At 61.8% G+C, this 19,095-nt stretch carries 22 protein-coding genes; 20 read left to right on the plus strand and 2 right to left on the minus strand.

Annotation, left to right across the window (positions count from 1 at the left end; translation table 11 throughout):
* Nucleotides 1–444: 444 nt before the first annotated feature.
* The 7 genes from AA0535_RS11140 to AA0535_RS11170 all read left to right on the plus strand — a co-directional run bounded on the left by AA0535_RS11140 (nucleotide 445) and on the right by AA0535_RS11170 (nucleotide 10,334).
* Complete coding sequence (locus tag AA0535_RS11140) at nucleotides 445–5,508, plus strand: DEAD/DEAH box helicase family protein (RefSeq protein WP_264816240.1); 5,064 nt, start codon at nucleotides 445–447, stop codon at nucleotides 5,506–5,508.
* Between the two features lie 190 nt (nucleotides 5,509–5,698).
* Nucleotides 5,699–6,085, plus strand: a complete 387-nt coding sequence (locus AA0535_RS11145) for a DUF6876 family protein (RefSeq protein WP_264816242.1) — start codon at nucleotides 5,699–5,701, stop codon at nucleotides 6,083–6,085.
* Between the two features lie 12 nt (nucleotides 6,086–6,097).
* On the plus strand, nucleotides 6,098–6,739 hold the full coding sequence (locus AA0535_RS11150) for a hypothetical protein (protein WP_264816244.1): 642 nt from the start codon (nucleotides 6,098–6,100) through the stop codon (nucleotides 6,737–6,739).
* Nucleotides 6,739–7,041 (plus strand): hypothetical protein, encoded by a 303-nt coding sequence (locus AA0535_RS11155; RefSeq protein WP_264816246.1) that lies wholly within the window; start codon nucleotides 6,739–6,741, stop codon nucleotides 7,039–7,041. Before AA0535_RS11150 ends, AA0535_RS11155 begins: the two co-directional genes overlap by 1 nt.
* A 185-nt stretch (nucleotides 7,042–7,226) precedes the next feature.
* Complete coding sequence (locus AA0535_RS11160) at nucleotides 7,227–7,880, plus strand: ArdC family protein (protein WP_264816248.1); 654 nt, start codon at nucleotides 7,227–7,229, stop codon at nucleotides 7,878–7,880.
* A gap of 51 nt (nucleotides 7,881–7,931) precedes the next feature.
* Nucleotides 7,932–9,620, plus strand: a complete 1,689-nt coding sequence (locus AA0535_RS11165) for a DNA cytosine methyltransferase (RefSeq protein ID WP_264816250.1) — start codon at nucleotides 7,932–7,934, stop codon at nucleotides 9,618–9,620.
* Nucleotides 9,621–9,842: 222 nt separating this feature from the next.
* Complete coding sequence (locus AA0535_RS11170; protein WP_264816252.1) at nucleotides 9,843–10,334, plus strand: DUF6878 family protein; 492 nt, start codon at nucleotides 9,843–9,845, stop codon at nucleotides 10,332–10,334.
* Between the two features lie 99 nt (nucleotides 10,335–10,433).
* Here the strand turns inward: AA0535_RS11170 and AA0535_RS11175 are convergent, their stop codons facing one another.
* The gene (locus tag AA0535_RS11175) at nucleotides 10,434–11,618 is read right to left on the minus strand and encodes an RNA-guided endonuclease InsQ/TnpB family protein (RefSeq protein WP_264816253.1); all 1,185 of its coding nucleotides are present in this window, start codon (nucleotides 11,616–11,618) and stop codon (nucleotides 10,434–10,436) included.
* Between the two features lie 91 nt (nucleotides 11,619–11,709).
* Here AA0535_RS11175 and AA0535_RS11180 point away from each other — a divergent pair, with 91 nt between their 5' ends.
* The 12 genes from AA0535_RS11180 to AA0535_RS11235 all read left to right on the plus strand — a co-directional run bounded on the left by AA0535_RS11180 (nucleotide 11,710) and on the right by AA0535_RS11235 (nucleotide 18,046).
* Nucleotides 11,710–12,156 (plus strand): hypothetical protein, encoded by a 447-nt coding sequence (locus AA0535_RS11180; RefSeq protein ID WP_264816256.1) that lies wholly within the window; start codon nucleotides 11,710–11,712, stop codon nucleotides 12,154–12,156.
* Nucleotides 12,153–12,461 carry a hypothetical protein gene (locus AA0535_RS11185; protein WP_264816258.1) on the plus strand — a complete coding sequence of 103 codons (309 nt, stop codon included), beginning with the start codon at nucleotides 12,153–12,155 and terminating at the stop codon, nucleotides 12,459–12,461. Before AA0535_RS11180 ends, AA0535_RS11185 begins: the two co-directional genes overlap by 4 nt.
* A gap of 304 nt (nucleotides 12,462–12,765) precedes the next feature.
* On the plus strand, nucleotides 12,766–13,239 hold the full coding sequence (gene ssb / locus AA0535_RS11190) for a single-stranded DNA-binding protein (RefSeq protein WP_264816260.1): 474 nt from the start codon (nucleotides 12,766–12,768) through the stop codon (nucleotides 13,237–13,239).
* A 174-nt stretch (nucleotides 13,240–13,413) separates the two neighbouring features.
* Nucleotides 13,414–13,797 carry a hypothetical protein gene (locus tag AA0535_RS11195; protein WP_264816263.1) on the plus strand — a complete coding sequence of 128 codons (384 nt, stop codon included), beginning with the start codon at nucleotides 13,414–13,416 and terminating at the stop codon, nucleotides 13,795–13,797.
* 11 nt (nucleotides 13,798–13,808) lie between these two features.
* Nucleotides 13,809–14,057, plus strand: coding sequence for a hypothetical protein (locus AA0535_RS11200; protein ID WP_264816265.1), 249 nt, complete (start codon nucleotides 13,809–13,811; stop codon nucleotides 14,055–14,057).
* A 591-nt stretch (nucleotides 14,058–14,648) separates the two neighbouring features.
* Complete coding sequence (locus AA0535_RS11205) at nucleotides 14,649–15,329, plus strand: LPD29 domain-containing protein (protein WP_264816267.1); 681 nt, start codon at nucleotides 14,649–14,651, stop codon at nucleotides 15,327–15,329.
* 58 nt (nucleotides 15,330–15,387) lie between these two features.
* Nucleotides 15,388–16,014: a hypothetical protein gene (locus AA0535_RS11210; protein ID WP_264816269.1), complete on the plus strand. Its 627-nt coding sequence runs from the start codon at nucleotides 15,388–15,390 to the stop codon at nucleotides 16,012–16,014.
* Nucleotides 16,015–16,019: 5 nt separating this feature from the next.
* Nucleotides 16,020–16,421 carry a hypothetical protein gene (locus AA0535_RS11215; protein ID WP_023977752.1) on the plus strand — a complete coding sequence of 134 codons (402 nt, stop codon included), beginning with the start codon at nucleotides 16,020–16,022 and terminating at the stop codon, nucleotides 16,419–16,421.
* Nucleotides 16,418–16,708: a DUF5983 family protein gene (locus AA0535_RS11220; RefSeq protein ID WP_264816272.1), complete on the plus strand. Its 291-nt coding sequence runs from the start codon at nucleotides 16,418–16,420 to the stop codon at nucleotides 16,706–16,708. Before AA0535_RS11215 ends, AA0535_RS11220 begins: the two co-directional genes overlap by 4 nt.
* Nucleotides 16,709–16,713: 5 nt before the next feature.
* Nucleotides 16,714–17,304, plus strand: coding sequence for a hypothetical protein (locus AA0535_RS11225; protein WP_264816275.1), 591 nt, complete (start codon nucleotides 16,714–16,716; stop codon nucleotides 17,302–17,304).
* Between the two features lie 294 nt (nucleotides 17,305–17,598).
* Nucleotides 17,599–17,772: a hypothetical protein gene (locus tag AA0535_RS11230; protein WP_264816277.1), complete on the plus strand. Its 174-nt coding sequence runs from the start codon at nucleotides 17,599–17,601 to the stop codon at nucleotides 17,770–17,772.
* Between the two features lie 7 nt (nucleotides 17,773–17,779).
* Complete coding sequence (locus AA0535_RS11235; protein WP_264816279.1) at nucleotides 17,780–18,046, plus strand: hypothetical protein; 267 nt, start codon at nucleotides 17,780–17,782, stop codon at nucleotides 18,044–18,046.
* Between the two features lie 143 nt (nucleotides 18,047–18,189).
* On the opposite strand, the gene AA0535_RS11240 is transcribed toward AA0535_RS11235, so the two are convergent.
* A complete protein-coding gene (locus AA0535_RS11240) occupies nucleotides 18,190–18,669 on the minus strand; it encodes a hypothetical protein (protein WP_264816280.1) in 480 nt (159 codons plus the stop codon).
* 62 nt (nucleotides 18,670–18,731) lie between these two features.
* Between AA0535_RS11240 and AA0535_RS11245 the strand changes: the two genes are divergently transcribed.
* A partial coding sequence (locus tag AA0535_RS11245) for a DNA/RNA non-specific endonuclease (protein ID WP_264816282.1) occupies nucleotides 18,732–19,095 on the plus strand: 364 nt, incomplete at its 3' end.

Genomic DNA, 19,095 nt, shown 5'->3' on the forward strand with positions numbered 1-19,095 from the left:
CAACACTCAACCATCAACATATACGAAGCACATAGAGATGGCGACGTCAAACCCTTTCCGAAGAGGCGGTTTCATAGAAACTGCGTGATGCAACGTTGCATCACGACTTCATTGAGCATGTGCGGGTCTGTTTATTGGGCCGCGTACAGTGGTGTCGGAGTGAGGTGAAGCTGACAGAGGGGAGATGAGAGGAGAGAGGCGGACCAGAACCCGCCGTCATGGCTAAGCCGTGGCGCCTCGCCATGCTCACGACCTGCGGTCGCTCCGCGTGGCTGCGGTGCCGGCGCGCGAGCGCACCGGGCTTAACCCTGCCGCCGGGTCCTGGTGCCGGAGATGGAGAAGGGAGAGAGAAAAGAAAATCTCGATCCCGGATCCTCTCCAATCACCGCATCCTCCCGCGTCAAAGAGCGCAGGTGAGGTCCGGTCCTGCACGGATGCCAGCCGATGTCGAACGCCGATTTCCAACTCAGCCTGTTTGGCGATACCGCCCTTGATGGCAATGCGAACCTCTTCTGGGGTGAACTGGAAGGCGAAGAGGGCGACGCACCGGGCGCGCTGCGGCCTGCGGTCGAACCCCTTGCCATTCCTCAGAGTGATTTCCGTCTCGCCGGTCTGCGTGGTCTGGCCCAGGGCTGGAAGGCGCGTGCGCGTGACAACATCGAGGCGATCAAGCTGGTCGCGACCCTCGAGCGCGAGGCCCGAAGCGCGACGAGCGAAGAGCAGGCGCAGCTGAGCCGCTTCACAGGCTTCGGGGCAGGGGATCTGGCGAATGCGCTTTTCCCCCGCGCCGATGAAGCCTATCGCGCGGGCTGGGAAAAGCTGGGTGCCGATCTCGAGGCCTGCACCACCGAGGCGGAGCGCAGCGCCCTCGCACGCTCGACCCAGTATGCCCACTACACCCCTGAAACGGTCGTCCATGCCATGTGGGACTTCATGATGGCGCGTGGCTTTGCAGGCGGGTCCGTCTTGGAGCCGGGTTGCGGGACAGGCCTGTTCGTCGCGTCGCGCCCCGAGAAGCTCGAGGGAAAGATCGCCTTCACCGGCATCGAGATGGACCCGCTCACGGCGCGCATTGCCGCGAAGCTCTATCCGAAACAGTGGATCCGTGCAGAGGACTTCACCCGTGCGAAGCTGAGCACGGGCTACGATCTGGCGATCGGCAATCCGCCGTTCTCGAACCGTACCGTGAGCCAGACTGAGCCGCGTGACCTCAAGGGGCTGTCGCTCCATGACTGGTTCCTGGCCCGCTCGATCAATGCCCTGCGCCCCAATGGGATCGCGGCCTTTGTGATCTCGCGCCACACCCTCGACAAGACCGATGCCCGTGCGCGCACGCTCATTCACGAGGAAGCCGAATTCCTGGGTGCCGTGCGCCTGCCGGCCAGCACCATGCGCGCCGATGCCGGCACGGATGTGGTCGTGGATATCGTGCTCTTCCGCAAGCGCGAGATCGGCGAGATGCCCGGTGACGAGACCTGGCTGTCCTGCGTCGATATCGAGGGCACGAACATGGGGGAGGGGGCCCTGCGCATCAATGCGTGGATGGAAGCGCACCCCGAACAGGTCCTTGGCTTTCATGGCTGGGCCAGCACGGCCTTTGGTATGGATTATACCTGCGTTGCCCGCGACGGGCAGGATCTGGCTGACGCACTCCCCGAAGCCCTCGGCCGCATTGCACCTGCACTGCGTTTCCCGCCCGTGGCCGATAGTCGCATCGTGCGCCCTGCAAAGGAGACGCGTGAGGAGGGCGGCGACCTGCGTGAAGGCAGCTACTTCATGGAAGGCGGCATCCTGCATCAGATCGTCGAAGGGCAGGGGAGGGTGGTCGCCATTCGCAAGGGCGAGCAGAAGGAAGGCATCTTCCAGAAGCACGCGCGTATCATCGAGGCGATGATTCCCGTGCGCGATGCGACCCGCGCCGTGCTGCGGGCGCAGTTCGAGAACAAGCCGTTTGCCGGTCTGCAGGCGAGCCTCAAGCGTGCCTGGCTGAACTTCACGCGCCAGTTCGGCCCGATCAACCACACGAAGACGACAACCCGCGTCAACGCCGTGACCGGCGCCGAGAGCGAGACCCAGCGTCGCCCGAACCTGCAGACCTTTCTCGACGATCCCGATGTCTGGCTCGTGTCCTCGATCGAGCGTTATGACGAGGAGACGGATACGGCCGAGCCGGGGCCGCTCTTTACCGATCGCGTCATTCAGGCGCCGTCCGAACCCGAGATCCATTCCGTCCATGACGCCTTGGCCGTGTGCCTGCACGAGGCCGGACGCGTCGAGCTGCCGATCGTGGCTGAGTTGATGGGGCAGAGCGAAGAAGCCGTGACGGCCGAGCTGGGCAACAGCATCTTCCTCGAGCCAAGCCGCTCGAGCAATGGCCGCCCGGTATGGGTGACGTCTGACGAGTATCTTTCCGGTGCCGTGCGCACCAAGCTCGCCGAGGCGCGCGAAGCCGCTGCGCGCGATGCACGCTACGCGCGCAACGTCTCAGCCCTCGAGGCCGTGCAGCCCGAGGATCTGCGTCCGAGCGACATTACCGCCCGTCTGGGTGCGCCGTGGGTTCCCGTCGAGGTCGTGACGGCTTTCGTGTCCGAGGTGATCGGGGTGGAAGCCCGGATCTACCACACCGCTGCCGTGGCCTGCTGGTCGATCGACAAGCAGGCCTTTGCCGGTCGCGCCGAGGCGACCTCGGTCTGGGGAACCGAGCGCCGTCATGCCGGAGAGCTGCTCGAGGACGCCCTCACACAGGCAAGCCCGAAGATCTTCGACACCTATAAGGAGGACGGGGTCGAAAAGCGCGTGCTCAACGCCAAGGAGACCGAGGCCGCCAAGGAGAAGCTCCGGGCGATCCGCAATGCGTTCCAGGACTGGGTTTGGCAGGATAGCGAGCGCGCCGACCGCCTCGTGCGCCTGTATAACGAGACCTATAACAATCTCGTCCCGCGCCGCTTCGACGGAAGCCACCTGCGCCTGCCGGGGGCCAGCTCGGCCATCATGCTGCGCGACCACCAGAAGCGCGTCATCTGGCGCATCATCGCCTCGGGGCGCACCTACATGGCGCATGCCGTGGGTGCCGGAAAGACCTTCTCCATGTGCGCGGCCGTGATGGAGCAAAAGCGCCTAGGTCTCATCTCCAAGGCGATGATCGTCGTGCCGGGGCACTGCCTGGCGCAGATGGCTCGCGAGTTCCTGATGCTCTACCCGACCGCGAATATCATGGTCGCCGACGAGACGAACTTCGTGAAGGCCAAACGTCAGAGCTTCATCGCGCGTGCTGCGACGGGGAACTGGGACGCCATCATCATCACGCATGATGCCTTCAAGTTCATCCCGGTCGAGAGCAGTTTCGAGCGCGAGATGATCGAGGACCAGATCGCGTCCTACGAGGCCATCCTCGATAATGTCGATGCTGACGACCGCCTCTCACGCAAGCGCATCGAACGTATGAAGGAGGGGATGCAGGAGCGTCTCGAGAGCCTGCAGGGCAGCAAGGACGATCTGGTGCATCTTGGTGAGATCGGCATCGATCAGATCATGGTCGACGAGGCCCAACAGTTCCGCAAGCTCTCTTTCGCGACGAACCAGTCCGACCTGAAGGGCGTGGACCCGAATGGCAGCCAGCGTGCCTGGGATCTGTTCGTGAAAACCCGCTATCTCGCCCGTAGTAATTCCGGTCGCGAGCTTATCCTCGCATCGGGCTCACCGATCACGAACACGATTGGAGAGTTGTTCACCGTCCAGCGCTTCATGGCATTTGAGGATCTGCGCGCACGCGATCTCCATGAGTTCGACGCCTGGGCTGCGAATTTCGGCGAGACGCGCACCGAGCTCGAGCTGCAGCCGAGCGGGCTCTACAAGCCCGTCACGCGTTTCACCGAATTCGTCAACGTCGCTGATCTTATGGCCATGTATCGCCATTTCGCCGATGTGGTCCAGCAGGACGACCTGCGCCGCTACGTCAAACTGCCCGCGATCAAGGGCGGACACCGTGAGATCGTCGTCACGCCCGCCAATGACGACTTCAAGGCCTATCAGCGTACGCTCGCGTACCGGATCAAGGCGATCGAGGAGCGGGAAGGCAAGCCCCAGAAGGGCGACGATATTCTGCTCTCGGTCATCAATGATGCCCGACACGCCGCGATCGACCCGCGTCTTGTGGGCTGGGGCGCCAAAGAGTCCAGCAAGCTCGACGATCTGATCGCTCGCGTCCATCGCATCTGGGTCGAGACGAGCGAGAACACCTATCGCGATCTACAGACAGGGGAGACCGCGCCGCTTTCAGGCGCCGTGCAGATGATCTTTTCCGATCTCGGCACGGAAGCCGCGTTCGAGAAACGTGGGTTCTCGGCCTATCTGCATATCCGTGACGAGCTGACCCGTCTCGGCGTGCCCGCCGATCAGATCGCGTTCATGCAGCATTACAAGAAGGCGGCTGCAAAGCTGCGCCTGTTTGGCGATCTAAACGCAGGGCGCAAGCGCATCCTGATTGGCAGCACCGCCACCATGGGAACGGGCGTCAACGCCCAGGTCCGTCTGAAGGCTCTGCACCATCTCGATGTGCCCTGGCTCGTTTCTGACATCATCCAGCGCGGGGGCCGTATCGAGCGACAAGGCAACCAGCATGCCGAAATCGAGATCTACGCCTATGCGCAGGAAGGCTCGGTCGATGCGACCAACTGGCAGCTTCTCGAGCGCAAGCTGCGCTTCATCGCGCTCGCCATGTCAGGCGATCGCTCGATCCGTCGGATCGAGGACATCAACGATGAGGGCAATCAGTTCGCTATGGCCAAAGCGCTCGCCTCTGGCGATATGCGCCTGATGCAGAAAGCCGGACTGGAAGCCGATCTCGCGCGTCTCGAGCGTCTTGCAGCCGCGCATTACGATGACCAGTTCGCTGTCCGTCGTTCGATCCAGACTGGCGAGCGTGAGCTGGCGTCGCTCGAACGTCGGATCCCGGCCCTGGAGGCCGATCTCGCGCAGCGGGTGGAGACGCGCGGCGAGGCCTTTTCCTTCGAGGGACCGCGTGGCGTTCTGGCCGAGCGCGAGAAAGCCGGGGCATGGCTTTTGTCCCAGGCGCGCAGGGTGGAGAAGAACCGCGAGGTAGGCTCGTGGCGTCTCGGCCGTATCGGTGGTTTCGAGATCCTGCTCGAAGCAGCACAGACGCGGTTTCTTGATGATGGAACGCCGAAGATCGAGGCAGGCCTTGCGATCGCGTTCACGTCCACCCCGTCCGAAGTGTCGTTTGATCGCGACACCAAACCGCTTGGCCTGATTTCGAAAATCGAGCACCGGCTCGGCCGCATCGAGACAGAGCTGATGGAAACCCGCAAGGCGCGTGACGAGATCACCGCCCGTCTGCCTGCCTATCGCGCGCGGCTTGGCACGCCGTTCCGCGACCAGGCAGTGCTCGATGAGAAGAAGCGCGCTCTCGCAGAACTTGAGGCCGATCTGGCGTCCGACGCCGAGGCCGATGCCGCATCGGAAGTGGGTGAAACCCCGATAGCCGCGTGAGGGAAGGAGAGGGGCGGTAGCTGACGGGATCTGCCCGCCTCAATCGGTGGGTCCTCCCCATGCTCGCAAGCTGCGCGTGGGTCCGGTCCCGGCGCTCGCGCGCCGCGACTGACCCGGTCCGACCCGCCAGCTACCGGAAGGGATAAGCGCAAAGAATATCAAGGTGCGCGAGACAACCCCGGAGACCTCCATGACGACTGCCCTTACCAAAGCCGAACTCGCCCGGTTCTACGGCACCTCGAAATATTATCGGTATACATTCGGTCTGGTTCTCACAGACGGCGCTGCATTTCTGGTCAAAAACGGGGCAGGCTGGCTTGTCGATGTGATCGCATCTGCACGCCTCGATCCGAAAGTTCGGCGAGAGCCATTCGAAGCATGGTCTTTGCAGGTCGATCTCAAGACGAACGCTGCCGTCGTCACATGCACGGACGGAGGCAAGGAAGGGCGGGAGCCGGTAACACTCTTTGCGCAGGACATTCCCTATACGGATTTTCCGCTCGAGAGCCTCGAACTCTATGCGATCAGCGACGAGGGCCTAGGGGCCAAGGTCGTCATGCTGACCTCTGAATACTGAGGGAGGCCGGCTATGTCTTATCGCATCGTCTATGATCAGGTGGCTGTGAAATTCACGGCCGCCCAGCTCGCCATTTCTTGCCCGACCGAACACGGGAGGGATGACTATTTCATGCTCTTCGAACTGGGGGGCGATAACAATATGTATGACTGCGATACCGGCGCGCGTACCCGCTCCTGGGATCTGATTGGCGCGGATTGCGAGTGGGTCGTCATGCGCAAGGTCGTCGAATACGCGGCCTCTTGTGAAGGTGGCGGGATGCGCTTTTCCAATGCTCGCAGCACGCAGGCAGAGACCTATATCCGCAAGAACCGCTCAACCCTCGAGCGAGCCCTTACACGGGATGGCTTCGGCGAGACCGGCATCGGAGTTTCCGCGTCGATCAGGGTGACACGGACGAAGCTCCGTTCGTGGCAGAGGGAGCGTCTCGCAAAGCTCGAGGCATTGATGACGCCGCAGGGAGATAGTGATTACGCCTTATGGGAGCTGAGCCCCCTGCGAGATCCGCTGCATGCTGCGCTTTTCTTCGCGTTCCACACGCTCGATGAACGCGCCATTTACAGCAAGGCGACGGTTCGCGGCCCGTCGAAGGGGAGGGAGCCCGTGCTCAAGCTGGTCTCGCCAAATGCCTCCGCCGCTAGGGAGGCCGCGTAATGCCCCGATACACCGTCAAGATCGGCTTCTGGCTCCGAGCCTATGACAGCGCGGAGATAGAGGCCGATAGCCCCGGCGAAATCATCGAACGGGCCAAGGCTGCCGCACGCGAGATGATGGAACAGACCGGTCAACCGGAACATATCGAAGTCACCGATCGTCGCGAGGGAATCATCTGCTGGATTGACGGGAGCGACGTCCCGGTCGGCGATGATCCAGTCGCCGAAGACGTCGAATTCGATGACGACCGCATCAACCCGGAACCGGCAGAGGCCCCCGCCGAGGTGGTCTCAACAGAATGAGGGAGGAGAGGGGCGGTAGCTGACGGGATCGGTCCGCATCAAGCGGTGGGTCCTCCCCATGCTCGCAGGCTGCGCGTGGGTCCGGTCCCGGCGCTTACGCGCCGCGCCTGACCCGGCCCGACCCGCGAACTACCGGAGAGGTCAAGCTCAGAGAAAGAGCGCACACCAAATCCGGAGCCTCTCCCATGACCGACCGTACCCGCGCCGACCTTCACCAGGAAACGACCGACCGTATCATCACTGAACTCGAAAAAGGCTATGCGCCTTGGGTTCAGCCGTGGACCAACACCATGACGTCAGGGTCCTTGCCGCGTAATGCGACGACGGAAAGCCGCTATAGCGGGATCAACGTCATCCTGCTCTGGATCGCCGGGCAAACAGGCGGTTTTAGCGCACAGCGTTGGCTGACCTACAGGCAGGCTGAGAAACTGGGTGGAAATGTACGCAAGGGCGAGAAAGGCACGACAGTCTTCTATGCCAATCGCTTTGTGCCCAAGAGCCAGGTCGAGCGCGACGATCCAAAGACGATCGCGTTTCTCAAGCGCTACACTGTTTTCAACATCGAGCAATGCGAGGGCCTGCCTGAAAGCGCATGCGAGCTCCCGGCTCATACGCCACTGGCCGAGCGTCACGAGGCTGCCGAGGCCGTGATTGCAGCCACCAAAGCGCATATCCGCTTTGGCGGAAACAAGGCTTTCTACTCGCCCGTTCTGGACTACATCGCTCTTCCACAGCGTGAGGCTTTCGCCGACAGGCCCGGTCCGCCTCAATCGGTGGGTCCTCCCCATGCTCGCAAGCTGCGCGTGGGTCCGGTCCCGGCGCTTCTGCGCCGCGACTGACCCGGACCGCCCCTGACGACTAGCCGGGAAGTCGTAAAGGAAGAAGAAATCATGCCAGACCTGACGACGCATCACGTTATCACACACGCACATCTGTTCTGCGGCCTCGGCGGGGGAGCAAAGGGCTTCAACGCAGCCAAGGCCCGACACGGCGCCCTGACAGCGTCATTCGAATGTCTCGGCGGGATCGATGTGGATCCTGCAGCGATCCGCGACTTTGAACGCCTGTCAGGCGTCAAGGGCACCGTCCTAGACCTGTTCGATCATGGTCAGTATCGGGATTTCCATGGCGCAGACCCTGCGCCCGACTGGTCCGAAGCAACCACGGCCGACATTCATCGCGCGTTCAATAACCGCAAGCCGCACATTCTTTTCCTGTCTGCACCCTGCAAGGGATTTTCCGGTCTCTTGTCAGAAACCATGAGCCGGACAGGGCGGTATCAGGCGCTCAACCGCCTGACGCTTCGCGGTATATGGCTTGCTCTGGAAGCGTACAAAGAGGATCCGGTCGAATTCATTCTCTTCGAAAATGTGCCGCGCATCGCGACCCGAGGCAGGCACCTGCTCGATCAGATCGTGGCGCTTCTTGGGAGCTATGGGTACGCTGTCGCCGAGACGACGCATGACTGCGGCGCATTGGGCGGGCTGTCGCAATCGCGCAAGCGTTTTCTCCTCGTCGCGCGGCATGCCGCCAAGGTGCGGCCGTTCCTCTGGGAACCACCCAAACGCGCAATCGGCGGCGTGGGCGATGTACTGGGGCGTATGCGCCTGCCGGGTGATCCACTGGCAGGACCGATGCACCGCGTGCCTCGTCTCCAGTGGCAGACCTGGGCCAGACTTGCTTTTATCGAAGCTGGAAAGGACTGGCGCTCCTTGCAACGGCTTGCTGTGGAAAACGGCGTTCTGCGCGACTACCTTCTGGTATCGGAACAGAACTGGCGTGGTGGCCCTCTCGGCGTTGTCCCCTGGAGTGATGCTGTTGGCGTGGTCGCAGGGCGCTCGAATGCGACGAATGGACGGTTCAATGTAGCCGACCCTCGGATCGATGGTCACGAGCGCTCAGTCCAGCATGGTATCCGGCGCTGGGAAGAGCCAGCTCCCGTCGTCACGGGAAAAATGCTTGTTGGAGGCGGTCCGCATGCAGTTGCTGACCCGCGCGACCTCGCCGGTTCCGCACTGGCGAATGAATACAGGATCGTCCCCTGGACAGGGGATGAAGGTGTGCTCGGCGAGCCGAGAGGTTCAGGACAGCGCATCGCCGATCCGCGACCGAACCTGTCGCGCGAAAAGGGAGATCCCTATCTCACCGCGGGCCATTATGGGGTGGTTTCATGGGATGACGCGACCGGCGCCGTGAGCGCCGCTGCTGGCCATGATAACGGCCGCTGGGCTGTGGCTGATCCTCGTGAGACGCTGCCCTGCGCGACCGAGAAGCTCGTTGCGGTTATCCGCGCCCTCGACGGTACCTGGCATCGCCCCTTCACGACAGCCGAGCTGGCGGCACTGCAGTCGCTCTACGATCCTGAGGAGCAGGCCGAGCTTGACGGTCTGAATGACTCTGCCTGGCGTGAGCGGATCGGCAATGCAGTCCCGCCCGATGCGGCGCGTGCGATTGCGGAAACCATGGGCCGTACGCTGCTGGCCGCATGGAATGGCGAGACATTCATGCTCGGTGTCGAACCCATCTGGGTGCGTCCGATCGCGGTCGCCGCAAGCGTCGATGTGCCCCTCCCAGCGTGAGCCGTTGACCCGCCCGTCCGAGGTTCTCGGACGGGGAAAGGAGAAAGGGGGTAGGTGACGGGATCGGCCCGCATCAAGCGGTGGGTCCTCCCCATGCTCGCAAGCTGCGCGTGGGTCCGGTCCCGGCGCTAACGCGCCGCGCCTGACCCGGTCCGACCCGCCACCTACCGGAACGGTCAAGCGCAGAGATTAGAGCGCGAGACAAAAGCCGGAGACAGGACAATGTCCGAACAGATCGCACCCCAGATGGAACGCCCTTCAGTGATAGGGCCTGATTACATGGAGCAGTTGAAGCGCCGCCAGGCATTGCGTCAGAAGGCGCTGCGACAGAACCTCGAGCTTGTCTGGGATGCGATGCAGGCCGGTGCCGGTACGCGGCTCAGAGTGAACTATGACTGCCAGTACGCCGGGATTGATGCCCCTACGGTCAGCTTCGAGGGGACATCAGATAGCGTGCCATTGCCTGAAGCAATTCGCCTGCCTACAGCGGTCGATGCCATGGGCCTTCCCGCTCAGCTCGCTCCGATTTTCCCAGACACGCTGTCTGATGTTGCATGGCTTTGCGTGCAGATCGTCCTCGGTCGGTCCAAGCCAGGATGGAACGACGGGGCAGGCGGCTTCGGCGAAGCGGTTTTCGACCTTGCCACACGCGATCTCTCCGTCTCGCACACCCAGCGCATCGTCGAGCACGAGGCCTACACCTTCCAGGCCTGACGCCCCCAAAAACCTACAAATGAAACCGCTCCTGCGCGCAGCGCAGGAGATGAGGAGACTTAACATCTTCCTCGCCCTGAAGGGCGAGGATTTCTCCGGTCAGACCGGATGTAGTTTTCGCTTCGACGCCCCAGTTACCTGTGGCTCCACGACAGGAGTGTTCCCCCTGTGAAGAATATTGAGGGCGGCATTGTGATCGGCATTGGCATGGAAGCCGCATGTAGTGCAGACGAAGGACGCTTGGTTCTTGCGGCTTCGACTGTCCACGGCTCCGCAGCACGAACACGTCTGCGAGGTAAAGCGCGGGTCCACCTTCACGACACGATGGGCTTTGTAAAAGAGCAGCGTTTCGATCTGGTGCCAGCCCACGTTGAGAATAGCGCGGTTGAGCCCGCGCTTCTGTGCGACGTTGCTGCCGGGGTTCTCCAGGGTTCCGGCGGCACTGGCGGTCATGTCTCTGGTGCGCAGTCGCTCGATAATCGCAGTTCCGTGGTTCCGGCAGATGGCGGTTGTAGTCTCGTGCGCCCAGTGCTTGCGGATACGGGCGGCCTTTGCTTTGAGTGCTGCAACGCGCTTGCGGGCAAAGGTGTGACGGTTCGAACCCCGTTTGCGGCGTGCGAGGACGCGTTGTGCCCTACGTGCCTGTCTCTCGATGACGTCGAGCCGTTCCGGCAGCACGTACGCCGTGCCATCGGAGAGCATGAGCGGCACGGACACGCCCCGATCAATGCCAACCGCGCCCTCGGTCGCAAAGTCGCGGATGTCGCAGTCCTTGCAACCAAAGCCGATCTGCCAGCCGAGGGCCGTGAGGCTGACGGTTGCTTCCGTCAGTTTACCCGTCAGGTTCCGCGTCATGCGGAACTTGACCCAGCCTATCTTCGGCAGACGGACACGGCCCCAGCGGCTGTTCAGGCGCTCAACGGTTATCTCACGACCGTTGAAGGTGAAGGTATCGTTCACGCCTTTCTTCTTCGGTTGCGGATAGCCGCCGAGACCCTTGAAGAAACGGCGGTAAGCATTGTCCAGCGCCTTGAGCGCGTATTGCTGGCAGGTCTGGCTGACAGCCCGGATAAAGTCTACCTCGCGACGGAGCGCCGTCAGTTCCCGCGCCTGCGTCACGTAGTTCAGGTTGTCGCCGGTTCTGGCCTGATAGTTCCGCCAGTGTTCGCGGCGCTGTTCAAGAGCAAGATTCCACACAAGACGGCAGACGCCCGCGGATTGAAGGAAGGCTTCTTCCTGCAAGGCGTTGGGCTTGAGCCTGTATGTGAAGCCACGAAACGACATGCAATTAGCTTGGTATGGAAAGCCGGGTCAGTAAAGAGCTGAGCCGCTTTCCTCCCCGGCCTGAACGCCGGGGTTTCCAGCGGAGTTTAGGATGATAGATCGCGCACGAAGCGAGCTGAATGATGCCATCATAAACTTTGTGACGAGCGAACGTGAACGATGCGCCGACCTCGGTTTGTACTGTGAATGGACACGTGCGCTCGAGCCCACAATCACCACCTGCTATCCCGGCTCGCCTGCCGCAGTGGCAGACCCTTGCGCCTTGGAATCGAAATGCAATGCCCTGCCATGGCAGCTTGCCGATGATCCTGCGACCTATGGTGCGCAGGCAGGCCATTGGATTGTTGTGGATGGATCTCTGGATCAGGAGATCGAGGAGGACATCTACCCGACCGAGGCCGAGGCACAGGCGGCAGCAGACAGGATCAACGCAGCAGATCCGCTGACCGAACAATATCACCACTGGTTCGTGCTTCACCTGCCCGAAAGCTGGGATATCGCCGCGCTTGTGTCCAAAATTGCGCAGGAGGCGGCGTGATGGGCAATCGCAGCCATGATATTTTCGTGGCGATCGGCAGCGCGGCCGATATCGAGCGCCTGCGTACGCAATTGATGGTCGAGGTGGCGCCAGCCGTCGTACCTTCGGGCCTGTGGGAACTGGATTTCGACCAGCTCGGCGCCGATGACGGCCCCACCTATTTTCTGGGTGACCGCATCAGCGCAGAGTTCCCTGAGATTGCATTGTCCTGTCATTACCATCCCGAAGGATCGAACTGGGCGTTGCAAGGCGTCGCAGAGTGGCATGCAGGTAAGCGTTGGCGCGAGATCATAGTGCCGACCTAGGCGTCCCGTCGTCTCGAATGCATCCATAGAACGCCGCACACAGGAGAGAGGGGGAAACCAGAACGGCGCAGCCGGCGCAATCGGTGGGTCGGCATCGCGTCCTCGCCATGCTCGCAAGCTGCGCGTGGCTGCGGGTCGATGCCGATCCCGACGCATGAGCGCCGCGATTGCCCCGGCTACGCCGTCCCGGTCCCCGGGAAGCATCAAGAGAGAAATATGATCCCGAACAGGCAGAGCAACTGCTTCGACTGTGCGCCAGGTGGCCGGGACGATCCTCTCTTCATGCAGTCACGGAGATCCCCTCATGTCAGGAAGCGTCAACAAGGTCATTCTCGTAGGCAATCTCGGTCGCGACCCGGAAGTCCGTCACGCCCAATCTGGCGCGAAGATCGTCAATCTGACGGTTGCCACGAGCGAAGGCTGGAATGACCGTAATTCGGGCGAGCGCAAGGAGCGCACCGAGTGGCATCGCGTCGTGATCTTCAACGAACGCCTTGCCGATGTGGCCGAGCGCTTCCTGCGCAAGGGCCGCAAGGTCTACGTCGAGGGGCAGCTTCAGACCCGCAAATGGACCGATCAGTCCGGCCAGGACCGCTACACCTCAGAGATCGTTCTCGACCGCTTCCGTGGCGAGCTCACCCTGCTCGATAACGCGCAGAGCTACAGTGATGAGAGCCGCTACGGCCTTGATGATCGTCCCTCCCGTGATGCGCCGCCGCGTCAGCCGCAAGGTGGCGGCAACTCCAGCTCAGATCTGGACGACGAGGTCCCGTTCTAAGGCCCAGTCTGAAGCGCAGGGGCACCCAACACGCGTGCCCCACCAACAAAGCAGAGAGGGCTACGGGACGTCGCTTTTCGCATCAAGGGAAGGCTGCGCCCGACGCTAGCGCGTCGCCCTTGACCCGAAAACCGACGCCCCGTCGCGCGGGAGGCAATCAAGAGGAGATTGTCGATGACCTACGACCTGTTTTCCAGAAAAAATCCGACTTTCAGCACGCCGGTTCGCTGGTCCTGCACGTCCGAAAGCGTCACTTGCCGCCGTTGCCATCACGAATGGGATGACGGTGATCCGGCCTATCGCTTCGCCTGTCCCGACTGCAATGCCACGCCCGGAAATCCCTGCCAGCGCAGCGCGGGCGGCAATGAGCGCGTCTGCCCCGGCCGCGATCGCGTAGCCCAGGCCGCAAAGCTCCTCGGTCCCTGCGAGGGGCTGAGCTGGGACGGTCGTCACGACAAACCGCTGCCACTGAGAGCCAGCCGCACCAACCCTGCATGGCAACTGGTCCGTACCGGATCGCCAGTCGCCCGCTCCTTCAACGAACGTTACCCCTCCTAAGGAGACGCAGGATGAGCTTCGAATTTCTCGCCAATCACGACTACGCCCTTGAGGCAGGGCGGGTGCGCACCGACTGTGCATGGGTGCTCAGCGACCGTGACGTCTGGTACCCCAATCCTCTTTATGTCGGATTGCGCGTTCCCCACCCGGAAGACGACAGCGCTCATGACTATGTCAGCGAGCACGGCATCGATGCATGGCGCGATCTTACGGCTCCAAAAACGGTAACGCCGCTTGAGGAGTGGGAGATCCCATACTGACGCAACTGAACATTTGGGCCGCCTGATGAGCCGGGCATAGGCGAAACGGGCCAGAGGGCACACCTCTGCACCGTCGCGGCCCCATATCTCGTAGCCGGGTCAGATGCCGCGGGGCCGTGGTGTCGCGCCCATTGTCAGAGGAGAGTCCTCCGTGATCGTTTTGATTGTGGTGGACAGGAAATGGCTCTCGAAATCTCTTCGTAAAACGAAGAAAGCCCTTCAGGCGGTTACAGCCGCTCTGAAGAGCCTTTTCGAGTAGCATTTTCACACCGATCGAGGGGCTATCTTTTCCCGAGGTACCCCTCGATCACCTCCGATGATGGTCAATCCGGATACGATTTTCAAGGGCGATGTCTCTACGCAGAGGCATCGCCCTTTTCTTTGCCCTCTTCACATCCACCCTCCCTCATCACGGCGCAACCCACGAGACAATGAGGAGAGAGGGGCTGACACAAACGCCAGTCCGCCGCCAGGGCGTCGCCATGCTCGCAAGCTGCGCGTGGCTCCGTGAACGGCGCGCGCGCCGCCCTGGCCCCGGCCAGTCGTTCGCGTCAGCGGGAGGGCATCCAGCAGAAATAAAGGAGACGCAGGATGTCAGACACAGCACATACCCTCGAAGTGGGCACGATGGTTTCAACACCCCTCTACGACAGAGGGCGTGGCTATATCACGGCGATCCATGGGGAACAGATGCCACAAACAGTCAAGCGCATCGGTGGCATCATGGGCACCGGAGGCAACGCGCACTTCGATATCATCTTCGAAATCGGCGCTCGTTCAGTACGGCTACCGGAGTGCATCATTCATGGCCCGCAGTGGAAAATATACCCCAAGGACGCGGGGTTCGCCGAAGGATGGCGTCTTGCCGAGCTCGAGAAACTTGCATCGGATCTCGAGGCTGCGCAGCTCGCGCAGGAACGCGAGGAAGAGGCGGCGTTCGCACGTGCGGTCGAGGCCCTGAAAGCCGACCCGGCTTACGCCGATCTGGAACAGGGTGACGCTCGCGACGGAGCACTCGCGGCGAAGAACATCCGCAAACTTCTCAAGGCTGCGTTCAAGACAACGAAATTCAGCGTTCGCAAGTCGGATTACGGCAGCATTTACGTTCGCTGGAGCGACGGTCCGTCTGAAGATCAGGTGTCTGAGATCACCGGCCGCTTCAAGACCGGCACATTCGATCACTACAGCGACTGCGCCAGGCAGGAAGACACGCCATGGAGCAAGTCGTTCGGCGGTGCCGAGTATGTCTTCACCTCCCGATCCGAAGCCTGATCCTTTCCATTCCCTCAAGCCGCCGCAAGGCGGCTTTTTCGTATTCAGGAGACACACGATGACCCGTTTCCAGTTGGTCGCGTCCCCCGCCGCACGCGTTCAGAAATCCGACGAGTATTCGATCGAGCCCACCCCCGGGATTTTTGCGGACCTCTCCCATGAGGCAGACGTCACGAACGCGGACTCCCTTGCGAACGCGATGAACAGTTTCGGCCAGCTGATCCGTCAGCGCTCACGCGAACTGTCCTTTCTCGTTTGCGCCGAGATCGCTCCAGGCGCGCGCAAGCCGCGCTGGTACGCCCGCTGCGCACGAAACGGCGGACTGCGCGACGAGGCGTTCTTGTTCACGATCATGCTCGATGCGACGATCGAGGACGGAACGCCCCCCGTGCGCATGTGGGGGGCAAAAGCGGCGCCATTCCAGCTCAGCGATCGCGCTCCTGTCTGGACGGACGCTGAGCCCGACGAGTTCACGCCTCATGCTCACGGGCATCTCGGCTATTATGGCTGGCTGCGAATGATCAATGCCCGTGTTCAGTTGCTCACAAACTCGCGCTGCTCCTTGTTCGACCGTACCGACGCGTCAATCATGACCAGGCGATATAAGGACCGTCACCACCCCTTCGTCGTGGCGACCGAGCTTATGAGCGCTGGTTACTGCGTCCCGCATAGCGGAACGGAGTAAGAGCCATGCCTCGCTTCGATGTAAAAATTGTCGAACGCCTCATCATGATAGATGAGGCGACCCTCTCGATAGAGGCCTGCAACGCAGAAACGGCAGCACGCATCGTGCTGTCGGGTGTTTCTGACGATACCAGTGGCGGCGTCCGTTCCGTCATCCTGCCTGATGGATCAACTGCCTCCCTCGACCCCGATACGGTCGAGGATACGGATATCCTTGCCGAGGTCCGCGCATCCGGCAGCGAAGACCTGATCCTGACCTGTGGTGCCTCTGATTTCCTTCGGACGGATCGCGACATGCGTCGGGATCTGGATGGAATCCTTGCGCGCGCAATTTTGGACACACGTCACCCCGAGAGCCACGACGCGGCTCGGCGCTTGCGCGTCTGGCTAAAGGAGCATGACGCATGAGCGTTCGTAAGTTCCTCGATCTCAGCACGGGACATCTCTCGCAGCACGACCGCGAGCAGCTCACAGCAATGCTGACCGAACAGCCACCCTACGCATCAAGCAGCTCGATGACGGGTGAAAGGGGATGGCTGATCTACGTATCGACCGACCCGGATCCTGCGCATTGGAGTGAGATCCCAGCGCTCGTCGCAATCCTCGCCCGCGCCCGTGAGCTGGACTGCGATTACGTCCTGCTCGATGCGGACGGCCCGGTCGATGAGACCCTTCCATTCTTGGATGAGGACTGACTGCAATGCCCAACCACTACACAAAATTCTCTACTCTTCTGCCGCTATGCAGCGCTAAAGCGGGCATTCTGGCCCTTGAATTGCTCGAAGCAATGCGCGCGGAAGGTGCTGACGGGGCCTTTGAGTCGGACTCTGTAGGCTTTGAAGCCGAGGCGAACGAGCCTCCTGATTCCGAGCTCCAGCATCTGTGGATTCACCATGATGAACGTGGGTCGATCGAGGACGTGCTGACCTTCGTGTACGCCTGCTGCGAGAAGAAGCTCACCCTGCCGGTTCGCTGGAGTCTGATCTGGACTGGTGATTGCAGCAAGCCATGCCTTGATGCGTATTGCGGCGGTGCAATCGTGCTGGACCTTGCAACGGGCAAGGAAATCGCCTCGCTCAGTCTTACAAACTGGGCGCACCAGATCGAGCACTCCACCCATCAGGTGTTCGATGTCGATCGCGAGGCTGCCGCTCAGGCCCATGACTGCGTCATGCAGAACCAGCATGGCGAGGCCACATCAGAGACACCCGCCATGCTCCCCATCCGCACCGCTCTCGCGGCGGCGGCGTTTGGGCAAACCGTCACTATCAGTGGCGTCGGCCCCGACTGATCCTCCCCAATGCCGTCCGCCCTAAGAGGCCAGTGGACCGCTGGGGAGGTGCCGAAGAAAACGAGAGAAGAGGAGAGGGACCGCTCTCATGGCGCGCACAGCCCTACAAGGGGTTGTCGCTCCGCTCCCGACGCGCCGTGCCGGCGCATCCCCCTTTCCGGGCTGCACGCCCCATGAGCTGCGGATCGGGTCAAGAGGAGAATAGACAGATAGTCGGCTCCGTCCTGACCACCCAGGCGGGCCATGAGATGCTGCGCGCCGGGTGTTCCGATCCATCCCGAAAAGGAACCCGTCATGACGAAAGAAACCAAGCAGGCCCTGATCACCAACATGCGCGAGCTGGCGGCCATGTCGCTCTATGTCACGGGCTTCGTGACGCTGGTTCTGACCGTCACATGCGGCCCGAGCCTCTTGGCCGGAGATGATGCCAGGCCTGTTCACCACACGACGCTTCTTGCGCGTCGCTGATCCGACAATGCCGGACGCAATTTCCCGCCCCCTGATCTCGGTCATCGAGGAGGCACTCGGCTACGAAGCCGAGGCCTTCGGAGAGGATCATCCCGTAGAGGGCGCCGACCTCGTCGAGTGGTTCGCCCAGTGGCGCTTGCGCGCCCAGGCGGCTGTCGCCGCCGCAATCGGGAATAAGACTTCACTCTGGAATGCCGTGCCATACGGTGAAAGGATCTCGCCATGCGGACCGCTCTTCATACAGCCAAAGGTTACGCCCCATCCGCCGACATGAAAGCCGCGGCGCTTTGCGCGTATTTCGGAAACCCACGTCGAACCCTGGCGGAAGCCGCCTTCCTCAGGGACGCCTCTGAAGAGGACGCCCTTCTCGCATCACGTAGCGCAAGCTGGCGCCGTGAAGCCACTTGCGCCTTGCGCTCAGCCCGACGCCTTCTTCTGGAAGGTGAGGATTGATGCGCTCGGACGCACATTCTCTTCATCCAGGCAAAGCGTCTCCCAGGCCGCGATCAATCGTTTGCATGTCTGCCAGGCACGATAGCGGGCGCTGAATGCGGCCCTGTGATCCTGAGGATTTCGGGTCTGCTCAGCACGCCACGTCATATCATGCACACGCGTGATGCTTCGCTGCATGGTGACGCGAGCGGGAGCAAACCAGATTTCGCGTTTGCTCGCCTCCTCGCCTGCATCGGCGGGCAAGACGATCTGGCGACGCATCTTCATACCGATTGCGATGCCCTGCTCACGCAAGGCGTTCAGATCGGGTGCCGGCAGTCCATAATGCAGGCACTCATCGGCCATGCTGGTATTTGCGGGGAGCTGCGCCAGCAGGTGATCGAAGGTGGGCGCAGCACAGCGTTCGGCCGGAAACCGAAGAAGCCTTGCACTTGCCTGTGTCATGGAATTTCCTCGCATGAGGAAAGATAAGCGCCGCTCCGAGAATAAAGTAAAGGGATTTCAGTATGTTGCGCGATTTTCTCAGCGCCTCCGCCGTCTTTGCGACCTTAGCCCTGCCTCTGACCATGGCTCATGCCCAGACCCGCCCCTGCGACGACCTTTCTGTCGGCCATACGCCGCCGGCATTGCTTGCGCAGTCAGTCCGGCCGATCACGACAATCGTCTGTCGCCGGGTCTATATCGCTATGCAGTCGCTTGACGCGCGTATTCCCCTCTGGTCGGCCGAGCACCTCACAGACGAGGCGCTCGACAGTGCGGAAAGCCTTGGACGCGTCACGAAATTCTTCCATCCGGAAACAGGGCTGCCTTATGGCCAGCGCGCAGAACTGGCGGATTACCGTGGCTCTGGCCTCGATCGCGGCCATCTCA

Source organism: Asaia krungthepensis NRIC 0535, assembly GCF_025995175.1.
Classification (GTDB): domain Bacteria; phylum Pseudomonadota; class Alphaproteobacteria; order Acetobacterales; family Acetobacteraceae; genus Asaia; species Asaia krungthepensis.